The 19,428-nt window shown below is 68.3% G+C and carries 15 protein-coding genes; 2 read left to right on the top strand and 13 right to left on the bottom strand.

Annotated elements, in window-relative coordinates; translation table 11 throughout:
* Positions 1-26: 26 nt before the first annotated feature.
* The 6 genes from CUJ89_RS07050 to CUJ89_RS07025 form a co-directional block, all read right to left on the bottom strand.
* Positions 27-1,067, bottom strand: coding sequence for a FecCD family ABC transporter permease (locus tag CUJ89_RS07050; protein WP_201752283.1), 1,041 nt, complete (start codon positions 1,065-1,067; stop codon positions 27-29).
* A complete protein-coding gene (locus tag CUJ89_RS07045) occupies positions 1,064-2,056 on the bottom strand; it encodes an ABC transporter substrate-binding protein (protein ID WP_114176715.1) in 993 nt (330 codons plus the stop codon). Before CUJ89_RS07045 ends, CUJ89_RS07050 begins: the two co-directional genes overlap by 4 nt.
* Positions 2,053-2,820: an ABC transporter ATP-binding protein gene (locus CUJ89_RS07040; RefSeq protein ID WP_114176714.1), complete on the bottom strand. Its 768-nt coding sequence runs from the start codon at positions 2,818-2,820 to the stop codon at positions 2,053-2,055. Before CUJ89_RS07040 ends, CUJ89_RS07045 begins: the two co-directional genes overlap by 4 nt.
* A gap of 29 nt (positions 2,821-2,849) precedes the next feature.
* Positions 2,850-4,940 (bottom strand): TonB-dependent receptor, encoded by a 2,091-nt coding sequence (locus CUJ89_RS07035; RefSeq protein WP_114176713.1) that lies wholly within the window; start codon positions 4,938-4,940, stop codon positions 2,850-2,852.
* 434 nt (positions 4,941-5,374) lie between these two features.
* A complete protein-coding gene (locus CUJ89_RS07030; protein WP_114176712.1) occupies positions 5,375-6,106 on the bottom strand; it encodes a transporter substrate-binding domain-containing protein in 732 nt (243 codons plus the stop codon).
* 57 nt (positions 6,107-6,163) lie between these two features.
* A complete protein-coding gene (locus CUJ89_RS07025; RefSeq protein ID WP_114178518.1) occupies positions 6,164-7,324 on the bottom strand; it encodes a pyridoxal phosphate-dependent aminotransferase in 1,161 nt (386 codons plus the stop codon).
* A 167-nt stretch (positions 7,325-7,491) separates the two neighbouring features.
* Between CUJ89_RS07025 and CUJ89_RS07020 the strand changes: the two genes are divergently transcribed.
* On the top strand, positions 7,492-8,925 hold the full coding sequence (locus tag CUJ89_RS07020) for a PLP-dependent aminotransferase family protein (protein WP_114176711.1): 1,434 nt from the start codon (positions 7,492-7,494) through the stop codon (positions 8,923-8,925).
* A 34-nt stretch (positions 8,926-8,959) separates the two neighbouring features.
* On the opposite strand, the gene CUJ89_RS07015 is transcribed toward CUJ89_RS07020, so the two are convergent.
* A complete protein-coding gene (locus CUJ89_RS07015; RefSeq protein WP_114176710.1) occupies positions 8,960-9,400 on the bottom strand; it encodes a nuclear transport factor 2 family protein in 441 nt (146 codons plus the stop codon).
* Positions 9,401-9,443: 43 nt separating this feature from the next.
* Positions 9,444-11,465, bottom strand: coding sequence for an FAD-dependent oxidoreductase (locus CUJ89_RS07010; protein ID WP_114176709.1), 2,022 nt, complete (start codon positions 11,463-11,465; stop codon positions 9,444-9,446).
* 149 nt (positions 11,466-11,614) lie between these two features.
* Between CUJ89_RS07010 and CUJ89_RS07005 the strand changes: the two genes are divergently transcribed.
* Positions 11,615-12,151: a PadR family transcriptional regulator gene (locus CUJ89_RS07005; RefSeq protein WP_201752282.1), complete on the top strand. Its 537-nt coding sequence runs from the start codon at positions 11,615-11,617 to the stop codon at positions 12,149-12,151.
* A 143-nt stretch (positions 12,152-12,294) separates the two neighbouring features.
* On the opposite strand, the gene CUJ89_RS07000 is transcribed toward CUJ89_RS07005, so the two are convergent.
* The 5 genes from CUJ89_RS07000 to CUJ89_RS06980 all read right to left on the bottom strand — a co-directional run bounded on the left by CUJ89_RS07000 (position 12,295) and on the right by CUJ89_RS06980 (position 18,987).
* Positions 12,295-13,275, bottom strand: coding sequence for an NADPH:quinone oxidoreductase family protein (locus CUJ89_RS07000; RefSeq protein WP_114176707.1), 981 nt, complete (start codon positions 13,273-13,275; stop codon positions 12,295-12,297).
* Positions 13,276-13,427: 152 nt separating this feature from the next.
* Positions 13,428-15,257, bottom strand: a complete 1,830-nt coding sequence (locus CUJ89_RS06995) for an acyl-CoA dehydrogenase (protein ID WP_114176706.1) — start codon at positions 15,255-15,257, stop codon at positions 13,428-13,430.
* Positions 15,258-15,366: 109 nt separating this feature from the next.
* Entirely contained in the window at positions 15,367-16,134 is a 768-nt protein-coding gene (locus CUJ89_RS06990) for a class II aldolase/adducin family protein (RefSeq protein ID WP_114176705.1), read from the bottom strand.
* Between the two features lie 70 nt (positions 16,135-16,204).
* Positions 16,205-18,529: a xanthine dehydrogenase family protein molybdopterin-binding subunit gene (locus CUJ89_RS06985; protein ID WP_114176704.1), complete on the bottom strand. Its 2,325-nt coding sequence runs from the start codon at positions 18,527-18,529 to the stop codon at positions 16,205-16,207.
* Entirely contained in the window at positions 18,526-18,987 is a 462-nt protein-coding gene (locus CUJ89_RS06980; RefSeq protein ID WP_114176703.1) for a (2Fe-2S)-binding protein, read from the bottom strand. The genes CUJ89_RS06985 and CUJ89_RS06980 overlap by 4 nt, the downstream gene beginning before the upstream one ends.
* Positions 18,988-19,428: the final 441 nt, after the last annotated feature.

Below are 19,428 nucleotides of genomic sequence, written 5' to 3'. Positions count from 1 at the left end.
GCCTGCCGCCGGCGCGTGCGCGCCGCTCAGCGGCGGCGCAGCAGCGTGACGAAGAACAGGCTGCCGAACAGCGCGGTCACGATGCCGATCGGCAAATCCTCCGGCGCCGCGAGCGTGCGGGCGGCGACGTCGGCCCACACGAGCAGGATCGCGCCTGTCAGCGCGGCGACCGGCAGCAGCCTGCCGTGCTCGGCGCCGACGACGCGACGGCACAGATGCGGCGTCACGAGCCCGACGAAGCCGATCGCGCCGCTCACCGCGACCATCGCGCCCGTCGCGAACGACGCGACGACGAACACCTCGCGCCGCATCCGTGCGCTCGGCACGCCGAGCGTGGCCGCGGCGACATCGCCCGACATCAGCGCATTCAGTTCGCGCCGACGCGCGTACAGTGCGCTGCCGGCGAGCGCCGCGCACACGGCCGGCACCGGCAGCAGATCCCAGCGCGCGAGCCCGACGCCGCCGAGCATCCAGAACAGCACCGACGACGCGGCGCGCTGGTCGCCGAGATACAGCAGCAGGTTGCCGAACGCGGCCATCATGAACGACACCGACACGCCCGCGAGCAACAGCCGGTCCGATTCGAGCCGGCCGCGCCGGTAAGCGAGTGCGACGACGCACGCGGTTGCCGCAAGCGCACCCGCGAATGCAGCGGCCGACAGCGTGAACGGGCCGAACGCCGCGCCGGCCACCACCGTGACCGCGACGGCGCCGAGCATCGCGCCCGCGCTCACGCCAAGCAGGTGCGGATCGGCGAGCCGGTTCGCGGTCGCCGCCTGCAACGCGACGCCGACCGCCGCCAGCGTCGCGCCGACCGTCGCGGCCAGCAGCGCGCGCGGCATCCGGATCAGCCACACGATGCTGTCGTCGCCCGCGCCCGCTGCGGGTGCGCCGGCATCGCTGAACGCCGACACGATGTGCGTGGCGACGATCCGCACCGCGGCCGGCATCGCGATCGGCGCCGGGCCGAACGCGGCCGACACGACGATCGACACGATCAGCAGCACGGCCAGCGCAGGCAGCACCACGCGCATGCCGAGCCGCGCACCACGCACGCGCCCGCTCATCGCACCGGCCCGGCGAACGAGGCCGGATACAGCGCGCGAGCGAGCGTCTCGACGGCCGCGACGTTCTCGGGGCCCGGCGTCGCCGCATCGTACGGAATCACGACGAAGCGCCGGTCTCGGATCGCAGCCACGCGCGCGAGCGCCGGCTGGCTCAGCAGGAACTGCTGCTTCTGCGCGGCCGTCACGGCCGAATAGTCGACGATCACGATCGCCTGCGGATCGCGCGCGACCACGCTCTCCCAGCTCACCTGCGTCCAGCTTCGCGGCACGTCGTCCATCACGTTGCGCGCGCCCGCCGCCGCCAGCAATGCGCTCGGCATTGCGAGCCCGCCTGCCGTCATCGGCTTGTCGGTGCCGCTGTCGTAGACGAACACGCGCAGCGGCGCCGGGCGCCCGATCGCGCGCGACACCGCCGCGAGACGCGCGCGCATCGCGGCGACGACCTGCGCGGCTCGCGCATCGACGCCGAAGATCCGGCCGAGATTGTTCAGGTCGCGGAACACGTCGTCGAACGACGCGGGCGACTGCTTCATCACGTGCGAGCACGATTCCGTCAGCTCATAGGTACGGATGCCGAACGGCGCGAGCGTCGCGGGCGTCACCGGGCCGCCGACATGCATCCCGTAGTTCCAGCCCGCGAGATAGAAGTCGGCGCGCGCGGCGACCAGTACCTCGAGCGACGGATACTGGCTCGCCAGTTCGGGCACGCCGCGCAACGCGTCGCGCACGCGCGCGGTGCCGGTCTTCCAGCCGCCGATGCCCGTATAACCGACGAGCCGGTCCTTCAGGTCGAGCGCGAGCATCATCTCGGTCAGGTTCACGTCGTTGCTCACAGCACGCGTCGGCGCGCGCTCGAACGTCACGTCGCGATCGCAGCTGCGTACGGTGACAGGATAGGCGCCCGCGTGAACGGCAGCGCAGCCGAGCACCGCTGCGGCGACGAACCGGCGGGATACGAAGGACAAGACAGGAAACGGCATGGCGATCATTCCGGATGAAGCGGCGTGATGCGCGGCCGGCCCGTGACGGGATGGCGATCGACGAGCGCGGCGACGCCGAACACGTCGCGCAGCAGCGCTTCGGTCAGCACGTCGGCCGGCGCGCCGGACGCGACGACCCGGCCGTGCGCGAGCACGTGGAGCCGGTCGCAATACGCGGCCGCGAGATTGAGGTCATGAAACGTCGCGAGCGTCGCGATGCCGAGGCGTCGCACGTGCGCGAGCAGTTCGAGCTGATGGCGCAGGTCGAGATGATTGGTCGGTTCGTCGAGCAGCAGCAGTTCGGGCTGCTGCGCGAGCGCGCGGGCCAGCAGCGCGCGCTGCTTCTCGCCGCCCGACAGCGACGCGAAGCGTTGCGCGCGGCGCTCGCCGAGGCCAACGTCGTGCAGCGCTGATTCGACGATCCGGCGATCGTCGGCCGACTCCGCATCGAACGGCCGCTGGTGCGGCGTGCGGCCCATGCCGACCAGTTCGTCGACCGTCAACCCGAAATCGTCCGGCGTCTCCTGCTGCAGCACCGCGATGCGCTGCGCGACCGCACGCGGCCGCATGCGCCACACGTCCTGCGCATCGAGCGCGACGCGGCCCGCATCGGGACGCGCATAACGGAACACGCAGCGCAGCAGGCTCGTCTTGCCGCTGCCGTTCGGGCCGACCAAGCCGACGAATTCGCCAACGGCCACCGTCAGCGTCACCGAATCGAGCACGGCGATCGCGCCGCCGGGAGACCAGCTCACGCGTTCGATGTCTAGCATGTGCGCCACGGGAGGCTCGTCGCGCCGCACTAGAAGCGCATCGTCGCGACGAGCTCCGCCGAGCGCGACGGGCCCAACAGCCATTGCTCGCCGCCGTTCGACGTCGTCACCGCATACGTGCGGTTCGCGAGATTTCGCAGATACAACGCCAGCTCGGTGCGCGACGTCGGCTGCCAGCGCAGCGACGCATCGAACACCGTGTACGACGGCACCTGCAGGCGGTTCGCGTCATCGCCGTATGTCGCGCCGACGTAGCGCACACCCGCATTCGCCTGCCAGCGCTCGGCAAACGCCCAGCCGAGCCACAGGTTCGCCGTCTGCTGCGGCACGTTGGACGGTACATTGCCCGCGCGCGACACTGTCGCGCCGCCGGCCGTCTGGTTGAACGCGTCGTAGCGCGCGCGCAGCAGCGCGACGTTCGCATCGATCGTCCAGCCGAGCGGCAGCCGCGCGCCACCCGTCAGCTCGATGCCGCGCGACGACTGCCGGCCGACCTGCTGGCGCAGCGCGGGATTGAACGGATCGGTGCCGAGCAGGTTGCGCTTCGTGATGTCGTACACGGCGAACGTCCAGTACGCGCGGCCGTCGAACAGCATCTGCTTGAGCCCGGCTTCCCACTGCTCGCCGGTCGCGAGCCGGTAGTTCGCCTGCGACGCGGACAGCGTCACGAGCGAGCCGAGGCCTTCCGCGCCTGTCGTGTACTGCGCATACGCGCTGAGCGTCGGCGCGACTTCGAAGACGAAGCCCGTGCGCCAGCCAACGTTCGCGAAACGCTTGTCGAAGCCCGCACCGGTCGCGGCCTGCTCGCGGTTGAACGCGATGTGGTCGTATCGCAGGCCACTCACCCACGCGAGCCGCGGCAGCACTTCGAGACGGTTCTCGGCGAATACCGCGATCTGGTTCGCGCGGGTGCTGAACTGCGGAACCGTCGGGTCCGGGCTCGCGAACACACCGGGATCGAAGCCGTGCGCGTCGACCGTCGATTCGCCGCCGTACGGTGCATTGTTGGTGCCCGTGAACGTGATCCGGTTGAATTCCGTGCCGACGACGAAGCGGTTCGCGCGGCCGAACAGCGTGCCGTCGACCCGCGCGCTCAGCCGGTCGCCGACCTGCCGCTGGTGGTGGCCGATGTCGAGATAGTCGCTGCGCGCGACGCGCCCTGTCGCGGAATCGAGCACATACGACTCGGCGTTGCGCCAGTGACGGTTCGACGTCAGGTAGTAGAGCTGGTTGTCGACCGTCACGCCGGCTGCGGGCCGGTACGTAGCGGACAAACGCGTCCACTGGTCGTAGTACGCGATCGTCGCATCGCCGACGTTGTAGTTGAGCTTGCGCAGCGTCGCATCGAGCACGCCGTGCGGTGCCGGCACGCCGTAATAGGTCGCCGGCATCTGGCGGCCGTAGTCGTAATCGAGCGTCAGCGTGAAGCGCGGGCTCGCGTCGAATTTCAGTGCGCCGCCGAAGGCGGTCGTATGCGTGTCGGCGCGTTCGGCAAGACCGTTCGCGCGCGCGTCGCTCGCATGGAAGCGGTACGACAGCCGCGGGCCGAGCGCGCCCGTCGTATCGAACCCGACGCGCTTCGCGCCGTCGGGACCGATGCCAAACTGCAGCGTCGTTTCGCGCGTGCGCCGCGGCCGCTTCGGCACGACGTTCACGACGCCGCCGATCGCGCCTTCGCCGTACAACACCGACGCGGGGCCGCGCAGCACGTCGATGCGGTCGACCGACCACGTATCGAACGGAAAGGTGATCGTGCCGGCCGCCGGAAACAGCCGCAAGCCGTCGAGCAGCGTCATCACCGACTCCTGCCCGCTGAAGCCGCGCACGCTGAGCGCCGTGCCGCCGGTGCCGGGCGCGATCGCGCTCGCGAAGCCCGCCGTTCGAGTCACCGCGTCGAGCACCGTGCGGTCGCCGCGCGCGTCGATCTGCGCGGCCGTGACCGTCTCGACGCTCGCGGGCGTGTCGAGGCTCGCCAGCCCGAGCCGCGAGCCCGTTTCGAGCGGCTGCGTCAGCGGATCGGCCGCGGCCGATCGTGCAGTGATGTGGATCGACGGCAGCGCATGCCGGTCGTCCGCCGCGGGCACGGCCGCTTCCGAGGCGAGCGCGCCGGACGTCGCCATCGCGCAGCCCAGCAAGGTTGCACAACCGTGCGCGGCCCGCCCGCGCCGGCCCCCGTCGTTCCGGCGCGAGCCGGCGTGCCGCCGCGCACCGCGTGCCGGCATGTGTGTCGTCTTCGTCACTTCGTATCTGTCGTCGTGTGGATTCGTCGCGTGTAGCCCTGGCCAGCCCGGCAGCCGGCCAGCGACGCAAACATCGGATGATACGTTATATCAATCTAATTCGTCAGCGTTTTGTCAGGTTTCATGGCCCGGTGCGCCCGATGCATCCGGAGGATGCCCATGAATATTCGTCGACGTGACACTCCCGGAGAAATCGTTCAGTACTCCAGCACACCTATCGGCGATCCGGTCGCTCCGAAAGACGAGCAGGTGACGCGCGATGCGCATGCCGCCTTGGAAGACACGATGCGGACGCGGCGATGCCGCCAGCGACGCTACGACTTCGCGCCGCCGCCCTCGACCACACCGTCGATCTCCGCCCGCGTAAAGCCGTACTTCGCCATCCGCTCGCGATGCTCGGCCGAGCCGAGATACTCGCGCAACTTCGCGTTAACGGCCTGCAAGAGCGCATCGTTGGCCTTGCTGAACGAGAACCCGCCGACGGGGGCGGCCGCGCCCGCGCCACGCTCGTGCGCGATGGCCTCCAGCCGCTCGTCCGTATCGGCGGTCGCGCGGCTTCCGATCGACGTGCCCGCAAACGCATCGATCTGCCCACCAAGCAACGCGGCGACTGCTTCGGATTGGTCCTTGAACAGGACGATCTGGCTGTCGCGCACGCCTGCCGACCGGGCCGATTCGATCTGCACCTGGGCGGTCACGCACCCCAGCCTCGCATCGCCGCGCGCCGCGACGGCCGCGTAGCTCGTCAGCGCCTTCGGATTGCCGGCCCGCAGCACGAATCCGTCGCCGATCGCCCACACCGGGACGCTGAACGCCACGTGTTGCGCGCGTTCGGCCGTCACGAAGATCGGCACGTTCATGTCCCAGCGCCCGGCCTGCACGCCCGGCAGCAATGCATCGAACGAGGTCGGGTGATATTCGATCTCCGTCACGCCGATCGCGCGCAGCACGACCTCGGCCAGCTCGATATCCGCGCCGGTCACCGAACCGTCGTCGGCCGTCCAGTAGAACGGGGGTTCCTCGAGGTACGCAATCCTTGCTTTCATCGTGTCGCTCCTGATGTTCAATGAGGTCCGGCGGGCCCGCCCCGCCGCACGCCCGGTTCATGCAACAGCCGCATCCATCGCCTGCGACAGCGCCGACAACGCCGGCGGCAGGCGTTCCAGCGGAAGATAGCCGAAACCCAGCCTGAACACGCGGCTGCTTTCGCCAAACCAGGTGCCCGACGCCAGTTGCACATCGTGATCGGGCAACACCTGCCAGAAGCGCGACACGGCCTGCTCGTCGAATGCATCCGCGCGCAGCCGCACGCAGCACAGCGCGCCGGCATCCGGCCGCACCCACTCGACCCGCTTGCGCTCGCCTTCGCACCAGCCCGACACGTCGTCGAGCGCGCCCGCAAGCAGCCGGCGTCGGGGCGCGAGCACGCGCTCGCGGTGGCGCAATACGGTTGCGGCAAGCGTCTCGTCGAGCACCGAACCCGAGATCACAGTGTTCAGCTTGGCCACAAGCAGGCGCGCCCGAAGCCCTGCGTCGGCCACGGTAAGCCACCCGGTCCGCAGACCGGGCGCACCCAGCGCCTTCGACACCGACGAGCCCGTGACAATGCGTGCATCGACACCCGCGAAACTGGCAGCCACGGCGGCATCGCCATAGTTCGCTTCGCGATAGGTCTCGTCGATGAACAGTATCGCGTCCGGGCACCGCCGCGCCATCAACGCGAGCAACGCATCGATCTCGGTACGCAACGCCTGCACGCCGCCGGGATTCTGTGGAGAGGCAATGCTGACCAGCCGGGTTTTCGGCGACAGGCTGGCTTCGAACTGCGCGAGGTCCAGCCGATAGCCGTTCTCGAACGACAGCCGCACCTCACGAACCGTCGCACCTGCGCCGACAAGACAATCGCGACTCGGCGGAAAGCACGGCGTCGCGAGCACGGCCTCGTCGCCAGGCCGGCATAGTTCGTAGGCCAGCAGAAACAGCCCGAGCGCGGTGCCTTGCGTCGTCACGATCTGCGCGGCCGGCACGTTGCAGGTTTCAGCAATCGCGTCGCGCAGCACGGCCGTGCCGGCCGACTGGCTGTAGCCGAGCTTCAGGTTGCGGACCGTCTCGAGGCCGGCCAGATCCAGCAGCTCGCCGACCGTCAGGTCTTGCGACGTGCTCTCCGCCAGGTTGAAGGTCCGGTTCACGTCGAGCAACGAGATGATTTCGTTGTACGGAAATCGTCCGCGCCACTCGCCGGATTGCGTCTGTGCTGCTTGCATGCGCTTGCCCCTCATTTGCTGGTCAACCGACAGGAACACCGCCATCGTAGCGTTCGCACGAAAACCATAACAGCCACAATTTTCTGAAGATTGAACCAACACAATTCTGCTTGGCGAGACGCGGGGGCACGATCGATAATCGGTCACTCCCCTGCCGCAGGCGCCCCATGGAAACGCATACGCCGTACCGTTACAGGCAACTGGCCGATCTCATCGTCGACATGATCGAGAACGGCACGCTCTCACCCGGCTCGCGACTGCCGTCCGTGCGCGCCGTGAGCGAGCAGCAGCGCATCAGCGTCTCTACCGCGCTGCAGGCCTACCGTCTGCTCGAAGATCGCGGCGTGCTCGTCTCGCGGCCGCAGTCCGGTTTTTACGTCGCGCCTGCAAGCGGCGGGACGCTCGCGTTGCCGTCGGCCTCGCGCTCACGCGCGAAAGCGTCGACGGTGTCGATCAGCGGCGCCGTCGCCGCGTTGCTCGAACACGCCGCCAATTCGGCACTCGTGCCGCTCGGCTGCGCGGTGCCCGATACGGGGCTGCTGCAATCGAAACGGCTCGACCTCGCACTCGCTCGCGCGGCGCGTCAGCATGGCATGCGCTACAACGTCTACTGCGCGCCTTACGGCGAGCCGGCATTGCGCCGGGAAATCGCAAGGCGAGCCATGCGCTTCGGGCATCCGCTGTCCGCCGACGACATCCTCGTCACGAACGGCTGCACCGAAGCGCTGACGCTTGCATTGAATACCGTCGCGAAGCACGGCGATACGATTGCGGTCGAGTCGCCAACTTACTTCGGTCTGCTTCACACGCTGGAGGCACTGGGGTTGAAGGCGCTGGAATTGCCGACCGACCCGCTGCGGGGTGTCGACGTCGGCATGCTCGCACAACGGCTCGAATCGGAACCGATCGCGGCCTGCGTGCTGTCGTCGAGCTTCGGCAATCCGCTCGGCTCGACGATGACCGAAGGCGACAAGCGCGCGCTGCTCGCGGTGCTCGCGCGGCATCGCGTGCCGCTGATCGAAGACGACGTCTACGGCGACATCCACTTCGCGCGCGAGCGGCCGAAGCCGTTCATCGCACTCGACGGCGGCGCCAATACGCTCTACTGCAGTTCGTTCTCGAAGAGCCTTGCGCCCGGCTACCGGATCGGCTGGATCGCGGCGGGCGCCCGTACGCAACAGGTGATGGAACGCAAGCTCGCGCTCAGCCTGTGCGGCCCCACGCTGCTTCAGGTCGCGCTGGCCGATTTCCTCGCGAGCGGCGCATACGATGCGCATTTGCGCCGTATCCGGCGGCTGTTCGAGGAGAACCTGGCGCGGATGACGCGTACGATCGAGGCGAGCTTTCCGGCCGACACGAAAGTGAGCCGGCCGGCCGGCGGCTTCGTGCTCTGGCTCGAGCTGCCGAAGCGATTCGATTCGCGCGCGCTGTTCGACGCCGCGCTCGAACAGGGCATCTGCTTCGCACCGGGCGACGTCTTTTCCGCGAGCCGGCGCTTTCGCCATTGCCTGCGCCTGAGCGCGGGACACGTGTGGAACGAACACATCGAGGACGGCATCCGGCGCCTTGGCCGGCTCGCGCAGGCGCAACTCGCGCGCTGATCGGGCAGCGGTTGTCGCCCGGCAGCCGCCCGGCTCAGCCGCCGACCTTGAACGCCGGCAGCTGCTGCCCGAGCCGCGCGCCCATTTCCGCGCCGAGCGCCTGCAGCGCATTGAACGGACGGATCATGACCTCGAATTCGACGATCCGCCCGTCGTCGTCGAAGCGGATCATGTCGATCCCCTTCAGCGCCTTGTCGCCGACGCTCGCGCTGAACTCCAGCACCACGTTCTTGCCGTCGTCGGCGACGAACTGGCGGTGATAGGTGAAATTCCCGAGGATCGTGATCACCGTGCGCAGCGCCATCAACAGCGCGGGCGCCGGCCCGTACGGCTTGAACGCCATCGGCGAACGGAACACGGCGTCCGGATGGACGATCGATTCCAGCGCGCCCAGATCCTTGCGTTCGATCAGCGCATGCCATGTGTCGAGCGATTTCGCGACAGCGGGATGAACCTGCAGCGGTGATTGCGTCATCGAAGTCTCCTGTATCGTCGGGCGGAAAAGAAACGAATCGGTGTCAAAGGGTGGCCGCCAGCGTCGTGCCCTGGTGAATCGCGCGCTTTGCATCGAGCTCGGCGGCTTCGTGCGCGCCGCCGATCAGGTGAACCTTGCATCCGGCGGCCTGTAGTTGCGCCGCCAGCTCGCGCGACGGTTCCTGCCCGGCGCAGATCACCACGTTGTCCACCTGCAGCGTCTGGTCGACGCCGTCGATCGTCACGTGGAATCCGTCGTCGTCGATGCGCCGGTAGGTCACCGCCGACGACATCCCGACGCCGCGCGCCTTCAGCGCCGTGCGATGAATCCATCCGGTGGTCTTGCCGAGCCCGTCGCCGACCTTCGACGCCTTGCGCTGCAGCAGATGCACCTGCCGCGCCGTCGGTTCGGGCCGCGCACGGCCCAGGCCACCGGCATTCGCATACGATCGATCGACACCCCATTCGGCAAAGAACCGGTCCGCGTCGACACGCTTGCCGTCGCCGCGATGGACGAGGAATTCCGCGACATCGAAGCCGATTCCGCCGGCGCCGACGATCGCGACGCTGCGGCCCACGGCCTGATCGTCGCGCAGTACGTCGAGATAGCCGAGCGTCTTCGCATGCCCGACGCCGTCGATCGGCGGCATGCGCGGCACGATGCCCGTCGCGATCACCACTTCGTCGAACTCGCCCTGCAGCAGCATCTCGGCGGTCGCGCGCGTATTGACGTGAAGCGCCACGCCGCGCAGTTCGATCTGCCGGCGGAAGTAGCGCAGCGTTTCGTTGAACTCTTCCTTGCCCGGCACCTTCTTCGCGAGATTGAACTGGCCGCCGATCTCGGCACCGGCTTCGTACAGCGTCACCGCGTGACCGCGTTCGGCCGCCGTGACCGCAAAGCCGAGGCCCGCCGGTCCGGCGCCGACCACCGCGATCCGCTTGCGCTGCTGCGCGGGGCGGATCACGAGTTCGGTTTCGTGGCACGCACGCGGATTCACGAGACAGGACGTGATCCTGCCGCTGAACGTATGGTCGAGACACGCCTGATTGCAGCCGATGCACGTGTTGATTTCGTCCGCGCGCCCTTCCCGCGCCTTGTGGACGAACTCGGCATCGGCAAGGAATGGCCGCGCCATCGACACCATGTCGCAACTGCCGTCGGCGAGCAGTTGCTCGGCGACTTCCGGCGTATTGATCCGGTTGGTCGCGACGAGCGGAATGCCGACCTTGCCCATCAGTTGCCGTGTCACCCATGCGTATGCGGCACGCGGCACCTTGGTCGCGATGGTCGGAATGCGCGCCTCGTGCCAGCCGATGCCGGTATTGAGGATCGTCGCGCCAGCCGCCTCGATCGCCTGTGCGAGGCGGATCACTTCGTCGAGCGTCGAGCCGCCTTCGACGAGATCGAGCATCGACAGCCGGTAAATGACAATGAAATGCGCGCCGACCCGCTCACGCACGCGCCGCACGATCTCGACCGCGAAGCGGATGCGGTTCTCGTAAGCGCCGCCCCATGCGTCGTCGCGATGATTCGTGCGGGCGGCAATGAATTCGTTGATCAGGTAGCCCTCGGAACCCATGATCTCGACGCCGTCGTAGCCCGCATGCTGCGCGAGCGCCGCGCATCGCACGAAATCGGCGATCGTCTCGTCGACTTCGTCGCGGCTCAACGCATGCGGCGTAAACGGGTTGATCGGCGCCTTCAGCACGCTGGGCGCGACGAGCGCCGGGTGATACGCATAGCGCCCGAAATGCAGGATCTGCAGCGCGATCTTGCCGCCCTCCGCATGCACCGCGCGCGTCACGACGCGATGACGCTCGGCATCCGCTTCGGTCGTCAGCATCGCGCCGCCCGGCGCCGGACGGCCACGCTCGTTCGGCGCGAATCCGCCCGTGACGATCAGGCCGGCCTCGCCTCTTGCGCGCTCCGCATAGAACGCCGCCATCCGCTCGAAGCCGTTCGGCGCTTCCTCGAGGCCGACGTGCATCGACCCCATCAGCACGCGGTTCCTGAGCGATGTGAAGCCGAGTTCGAGCGGGGTCGTCAAATGCGGATAGCGGGTCATCGGTCGGCTCCGGTTAATGCAACAAGTTGCAGAGATACTAGCTCGCCGCCTTCGTTTGCGCAACATGTTGCACAAACAAGGCTACCCGCTTGTACTGTGGCCCCGATATGGCAAGATGCGGTTCATTCCGCGGCCTCCTCCGATCCGACATGTCCCTGCCTCACGCGCTTCTCACCGCTCTCGCCGAACGCCCCGGTTCGGGCTCCGAACTCGCCGACCGTTTCGATCGCTCGATCGGTTATTTCTGGCAGGCGACGCATCAGCAGATCTATCGCGAACTGGGGCGTCTCGAGGAAACGGGCTGGATCGAATCGCTGCCCGCCGAATCGGGGCGCGGCCGCAAGCGCGCGTACCGGATCCTGCCGGCCGGCAAGAAGGAACTGCGGCGCTGGATCGCCGAACAGGACGACCCGATGCCGCTGCGCGAAGCGCTGCTGGTGCGACTGCGTGCGGAAGCCGCGCTCGGTCCGGCCGGGCTCGAGGACGAAATCAGGCGACGTATCGCGCTTCACCAGGAGAAGCTCGACCTGTATCTACAGATCGAGGCGCGCGATTTTTCGGAAGGCGCCGATTCGCGCACGAAGCGCCTTCAGCACCTGGTATTGCAGGCCGGTATCGCGAACGAGCGGTTCTGGGTCGAGTTTTCGCAGGATGCGCTCGACATCCTGCGCCTGCCGAAGGACTGATCCGCGCTGCGCCGAATCCCGCGTCGCAGCGTCCAGGCGGCGAATCGGGTAGCGGCCGTCGGCACGGTGGCAACAGCATCGCGATGGCGCGTGCCGGCACGGGGTGCGGGGTGTGCATCGCGCCGCCGATCACCGGGCCCCGATCACGCGCCCAGCAGGATCACCACCTTGCCCTTCACCTGCCGGCTCGCCATCCGCGCGATCGCGTCGGCCGCACCGGTCAGCGACACGCGCTCGGTGATCGCGGGCCGCACCTTGCCGGCCGCGAACCATTCGGCGAGCAGACGCATGTTCGCCACATGCTGCGCCGGGTCGCGGCGCACTGCGTCGCCCCAGAACACGCCGAGAATGTCGCGCTCCTTGAGCAGCGCCAGGTTCAGCGCGATCTTCGGGATCTCGCCGGCCGCGAAGCCGACCACGAGGAAGCGGCCGTGCCAGGCGGTCGCGCGCAAAGCGGCCTCGCTGTATGCGCCGCCCACCGGATCGTAGACGACGTCGGCGCCGCGGCCGCCGGTCAGTTCGTCCACGCGGCGACGCAGGTCTTCGGTCGCATAGTCGATCGTCTCGTCGGCGCCCGCTTCACGGCACAGCGCCAGCTTGTCCGCACTCGACGCCGCCGCGATCACGCGCGCGCCGAGCGCCTTCGCGATCTCGATCGCGGCGAGCCCGACGCCGCCCGCCGCGCCCAGCACGAGCAGCGTCTCGCCTTGTTGCAGGCGCGCGCGCTGCTGCAATGCGTGCAGCGACGTACCGTAGGCCAGCACGAGCGCCGCGCCCTGCTCGAACGTCATGCCCGGCGGCAGCGCGGCAATCTGGTGCACGTCGGCCACGCACTGTTCCGCGAACCCGCCGTGCCCGGTGAACGCGACCACGGAATCGCCGGGCCGCCAGGTGGTGACGCCTTCGCCGACCGCATCGATCACGCCGGCAAACTCGGCGCCCGGCGAGAACGGCAGCGCCGGCTTCACCTGATACAAGCCCTGGACGATCAACGCGTCGGGGAAATTGAGCGACGCCGCCTTCACCTGAATCCGGACCTGACCGGCCGCCGGTTCGGGAATCGCCACGTCCTCGATGCGCAAGCGGTCGATCGGGCCGAATGCGGTACACAACAGGGCTTTCATGTGCTTCTCTCTCCTTGCGCGGCGTGGCCGGGCATCGGGTCAGCCTGCGGGGCACACCCGCACGGCCGGTTCACGACGAGTATGCGGCGGCCGGCACGATCGGCATCCGCAACATCATCAGCATTCCAGAATGAATGTCAGCGCGACAACGTTCAGAACCACGCGTCGCGCATGTCGAGCGTCGTCGTGTCGACGCTCGACAGCAGATCGAGCTGCGCATCCACCTTCGGTAATTCCCAGTTGAAAAAGTAACGGGCCGCCGCACGCTTGCCGTCGTGGAAATCGCCGCCGTGCCCGTGCGCGGCGAGCGTCACGTCGAGCCACAGCCATGCGACGACGAGATGGCCGAACGCTTCCAGATAGACGCTCGCGTTCGCGAGCCGCGCCTGCGGATCGCCGATCGCGCCCAACTGCTGCGTGACGTCGCACAGCCGCACCCAGCGCTGCGCCAGCGCATCGGCCTGCTCGCGCATCCCGGCATCCAGCGTCCGCGCGCGTTCGACGGTCGTGCCGATCCGCACGTCGAGCGCGCGCAGCAATGCGCCGTCGTCCTGTGCAACCTTGCGACCCAGCAAGTCGAGCGCCTGGATCCCGTGCGTGCCTTCGTGAATCGGATTGAGGCGATTGTCGCGATAGAGCCGCTCGACCGCGTAATCGCGCGTGTAGCCGTAGCCGCCGTGCACCTGGATCGCGAGGTCGTTCGCGGCGAGACACCATTGCGACGGCCAGCTTTTCGCGATCGGCGTCAGGATGTCGAGCAGGCGCGCGGCATTGGCGCGCACCTCGGCGTCGTCGTGCGCACGCCCTTCGTCGACCAGCTTCGCGCAGTACAGGATCAGCGCGAGACCGCCTTCGACATAGGCCTTCTGCGCGAGCAGCATCCGCCGCACGTCCGGATGCGCGACGATCGGCACCTGCGGCGCCGCGGCATCCTTGCCGGCCGGCCCGAGTGCACGCCCCTGCGGCCGGTTGCGCGCGTAGTCGAGCGCGTGCAGGTAGCCCGTGTAGCCGAGCGCCACCGCGCCCGCGCCGACACCGATGCGCGCCTCGTTCATCATGTGGAACATGAATGCGAGGCCGTGATTCGGCTTGCCGACCAGATAGCCGATCGCACCCGCACGCCCTTCCGGACGATAGCGCGTGCCTTCGCCGAAATTCAGCAGGCAGTTGGTCGTGCCGCGATAGCCCATCTTGTGGTTCAGCCCGGCGAGTGTCACGTCGTTGTGCGCGCCGCGGGCGCCGCCATCGGTTCCCGGCAGGTACTTGGGCACGATGAACAGCGAGATGCCGCGCGTGCCGGGCAGCAGCCGGCCGTGTTCGTCGGGAATCTTGGCGAGCACGAGGTGGACGATGTTCTCCGCCAGCTCATGTTCGCCGCCGGAAATCCACATCTTGTTGCCGGTCAGCCGGTAGCGCGGGCCGAGCGGCGAGTCGCCTTCGAAATCCGCACGCGTCGTCATGTCGGACAGCGACGAACCGGCTTGCGGTTCGGACAGGCACATCGTGCCGAGGAAGCGCCCTTCCAGTTCCGGGCGCGCGAACGCGTCGATCTGCGCGGGGCTGCCGTGCGCGACGAGCAGGTTCGCGTTGGCGACGGTCAGGAACGGATACGCGGCGGTCGCGATGTTCGCGGCCTGGAAGAACAGGAACGACGCGGCTTCGACCAGCTTCGGCAACCGCATGCCACCGAGCGCTTCGTCATGGCCCGCGGCAATCAGCCCGGCATCCGCAAAGGCGCGCACGGCCGGTCCGACTTCCGGGATCAGCGTCACGCGCTCACCGTCGAAATGCGGCTCTTCCCGGTCGCCGCGCGCCGCATGCGGCGCGAACAGGTCCTCGGCGATCCGCTCGCTGGTGTCGAGCACCGCATCGAAGGTCTCGCGACTGTGCTCCGCGTAGCGCGGCAGCGCGACGAGCGCTTCGGCATCGAGCCAGTCGTACAACAGGAACGCGAGATCGCGTCGCGACATCAACAGGCTCATCGTGCTGCCTCCCGGGGTGCCGACTTTGTCAGCCGAATGAAGGGTTCCGCGATTGCAAGGGCTGGCAGGAATTTAGCACGGTCGTTCGCAAACAACAACGACCGACGCGCTACTCCGCGTACCCGGGATTGCGTCGATCGAGCCGGCGCAGCAATCCGGGCCAGACGAGCGCCCCGGCGCCCATCCCTCTCGTCACCGCGGCGATCTGCTGCCTGATGCCGTCGAGAATCGGTGGCGCAATCGGCAACAGCGCCGAGCCGCCGGCCTGTGCGCGGACCTGGATCATGCAGGCCGCTTCGAAGAAGTACATCGCGACGAACGCATCGGCCGGCGTGGCGCCGACGGTCAACAGCCCGTGGTTGCGCAGCATCAGGTTCGTGTTGGCGCCCAGGTCGCGCACGAGGCGCGATTTCTCGCCCTCGTTGAGCGCGATGCCCTCGTAGTCGTGATAACCGAGCGACGCCAGCACGCCGAGCGACTGCTGCGACAGCGGCAGCAAGCCCGCTTCCTGCGCCGACACGGCAACGCCGTTGATCGAATGCGTATGCATCACGCACAGCGCGTCGTCGCGGGCCGCATGCACCGCGCTGTGAATGGTGAAGCCGGCCGGATTGATCTCGTACGGCGAATCGGACACCTTGCGTCCGTCGAGATCCACCTTGACCAGCGACGAGGCCGTGATCTCGTCGAACATCATTCCATACGGGTTGATCAGGAAATGGTGTTCCGGGCCGGGCACACGCGCGGAGATATGGGTGAACACGAGATCGTCCCAGCCGAACAGCGCGGTGAGGCGATAGGCAGCCGCCAGGTTGACTCGCGCATCCCATTCGGCGGGGAAAACCGTCTGCTTCAGGCTGACATCGGATGAGGCCACGTCGACACTCCTTGCTCAGGGATTGATGCGTACCGGGCCGCACAATGCGGCCCGGCTCTGGGGTCGTGCGTCAACCCGCGTGCGGCTTCGCGAGCTGATCGGCGACCGGCAGGCTGCGGATGCGCGTGCCGGTCGCCGCGAAGATCGCGTTGGTCAGCGCCGGCGCAACGGGCGGCAGGCCCGGCTCGCCCACGCCGCCCAGCGGCGTCGCAAAGTCGTCCGGCGCGACCAGATGCACGCGGATTTCGCGTGGCGCCTCGTTCATTCTCAGCACCTGGAAACCGTTGAAGTTGCTCTGTTCCGGATGGCCGTCCTTGAACGTGATCTCGCCGTGCAGCGCAATGCCGAGCCCCATCACCACCGCGCCCTCGAGTTGCGAGCGCACGCGCTCCGGGTTGACCTGCGGCCCGCAGTCGATCGCGATGTCGACACGCGGCACCGAGATCTTGCCATCCGCACCGACCTGCACCTCGCACACCGCCGCCGTGTACGACACGAAGCTGCGATGCGCGGCGATCCCGAGCCCGTGCCCCTTCGGCAGCCTGCGCCCCCAGCCGGCTTCGCGCGCGACCGTCTCGACCACGCGCCGCAGCCGCCCGGTATCGACCGGATACAGCGCGGGATCCTCGCCGTAGTTCACGTTCTTCACCGTGATGTGCGGCTCGAAACGCCGTGCGGGCCCGATCAGCTCGAGCAGGAAATCCTTCGGGTCGCGGCCGGCCGCGTGCGCCAGCTCCGACACGAAGCTCTGAATCCCGAACGCGTGCGGGATGTTGTAGACCGAACGGAACCAGCCGATCCGCGTGTGCGCTTGCGCGGCCGGATTCTCGATCCGCACGTTCGGAATCGCGAACGGCAGGTCCGCGATCCCTTGCGCGAGCTCGCCCGGCTGCTCGTGCACGACGCCTGCCCTGAAGGTCGACTGGATCGACGGCGCGACCGTGCGATGCTGCCACGCCACCACTTTCCCCGACGCATCGATCCCGCCATCGAAGGCTTCGAGCGACACGGCATGGAAATAGTCGTGCGCGATGTCGTCCTCGCGCGTGAACGTCAGCTTGACGGGCGCGCCGACCGCCTTCGACAGCAGCGCCGCCTCCACCACGTAGTCCGGTTTCGACTTGCGGCCGAAACCGCCGCCGAGCAGCGTCACGTTGACCGTCACGTGCTCCGTCGGCAGTCCGAGCGCTTTCGCGATCTCGTCGCGCGTGGTCTGCGGCGCCTGCGTGCAGGTCCACACTTCGCAGCGGCCGTCGGCCACACGCGCGACGGCCGCGGGCGGCTCCATCGTCGCGTGCGCGAGATGCGGGATGTAGTACGTCGCGCGTACGCGTTTCGCGGCGCCGGCGAGCGCGCCGGCCGCGTCGCCGTCGTTGCGGATCACGTCGCCCGGCTGCGCGGCGGCCGCTTCAAGCGTCTTGCGATAGGCGGCCGAATCGTAGTTCGCGTTGGGCCCGTGCTTCCAGTCGACCTTCAACTGCGCGCGCGCCTGGATCGCCGTCCACGTGTCGCGCGCGACGACGGCCACGCCGCCGAGCGGCTGGAAGCCGGACGGCAGCGGCGTCGACGCGAGCTGCACGACCTTGACGACACCCGGCAGCTTCTCGGCGGCCGATGCGTCGAACGACGCCACCGTGTCGCCGTAGGCCGGCGGTCGCGCGACGACCGCATACAGCATGCCGTCGAGCCGCGTGTCGATCCCGTAGTGCGCACGGCCGCCGACGATGTCGCGGCCATCGATCAAGGCCGTTTCGCCCTTGCCGATATAGCGGAATTCGGCCGGCGCTTTCAGCACCACGGTGGCGGGATCCGGCACCGGCAACGCGGCCGCTTTCGCGGCAAGCTCGCCGAAGCCGAGCCTGCGGCCGCTCTTCGTGTCGACGATCTCGTGCACCGTCACCTTGACCTGGCGCGCGTCGACACCCCATGCCGTTGCAGCGGCCTGCTCGAGCATCGTGCGCGCGGCCGCGCCCGCACGGCGCAGCGCGGCGAAGCTCTGGCGCAGGCTGCGCGAGCCATCGGTATTCTGGTTGCCGTAGCGCGGCTCGTCGCCGACAGCCTGCGCGACCTTCACGCGCGCCCAGTCCGCGCCCAGTTCGTCGGCCACCACGAGCGCGACGCTCGTGCGCACGCCCTGCCCCATCTCGGAGCGGATGCAGGTCACGGTGACGGCGCCGTCCGGTGCGATCGCAACGAACAGATGCGGATCGTCGCGCAACCCGTGGGGCATCCCCGCGCCGCCATACTGCGGATTCGCGCTGACGGGCGGCTGCACCGGCGCGGCCGCGCGCGCGAGCGACGGCACGCCGAACGCGAGCAGCAGCCCGCCGGAGGCGAAGCCGAGCAGCAGCGCGCGACGGCTTTCGTTGAGAACGGAGAGTTCGGGCAAGCTCATGCGGCACCTCCGCGGCGCACGGCCAGCCGGATCGCCGCGCGAATGCGCGTATAGGTGCCGCAGCGGCAGATGTTGCCGGACATCGCATTGTCGATGTCGGCGTCGGTCGGATGGGGATTCGTCTTCAGCAGCGACGCGGCCTGCATGATCTGCCCGGACTGGCAGTAGCCGCATTGCGCGACGTTCAGCTCCTGCCAGGCCTGCTGCAGCGGATGGGTCAGGTCCGTCGACAGTCCCTCGATCGACGTCACGCGTTTGCCGGAAGCAGCCGCGACGGGCGTGATGCACGACCGGATCGCGACGCCGTCGAGATGCACGGTGCACGCGCCGCACAGCGCCATGCCGCAGCCGAACTTGGTGCCGGTGTGGCCGAGGACATCGCGCAGATACCAGAGCAACGGCATGCCGGGATTGCCGTCGAAGTGCTGTTCGCTACCGTTGACGGTCAGCGTGATCATCGTTCACCTCCTGGTTGCGACGCCCGCGTCGGACGGGCATCGAGTGGGGATTCGAACGGCGCGGCGCACATTCCGAACAACCAGGCAAGCGTGGCGCCGTTTCGTGGACCGTGTCGCCTGCAGACACGATCGGGCAGATGCTGCAAACGATGCTGTCGGCCGGTTGCCTGCGCAACCTTTCAACGACATCCCGGCCAGTTTTTGCTCGTCCGCATGGATCGCCGATCGCATTATCGAACCATTTCCGATTTTCCGTCCGATCGCGACGATTCGGGAGCTTTAGGCAATCGGGGCAGGCAGTTCACCGACATCGGCGTGCACGGTCGCGTGACCCGCTGCGGGACGGCGCGACGCACCGATGCGGTCGCGACACGCATCGTTGGCTGCCCGGCCGGGCGTCCGCCTGACTGAACGGCGAGGCTGCACAAATGCAAATGTCCG

Origin of the sequence: Burkholderia pyrrocinia, assembly GCF_003330765.1 — a bacterium.
Lineage (GTDB): Bacteria > Pseudomonadota > Gammaproteobacteria > Burkholderiales > Burkholderiaceae > Burkholderia > Burkholderia pyrrocinia_B.
This window is presented reverse-complemented; position numbering and strand designations above follow the sequence as displayed.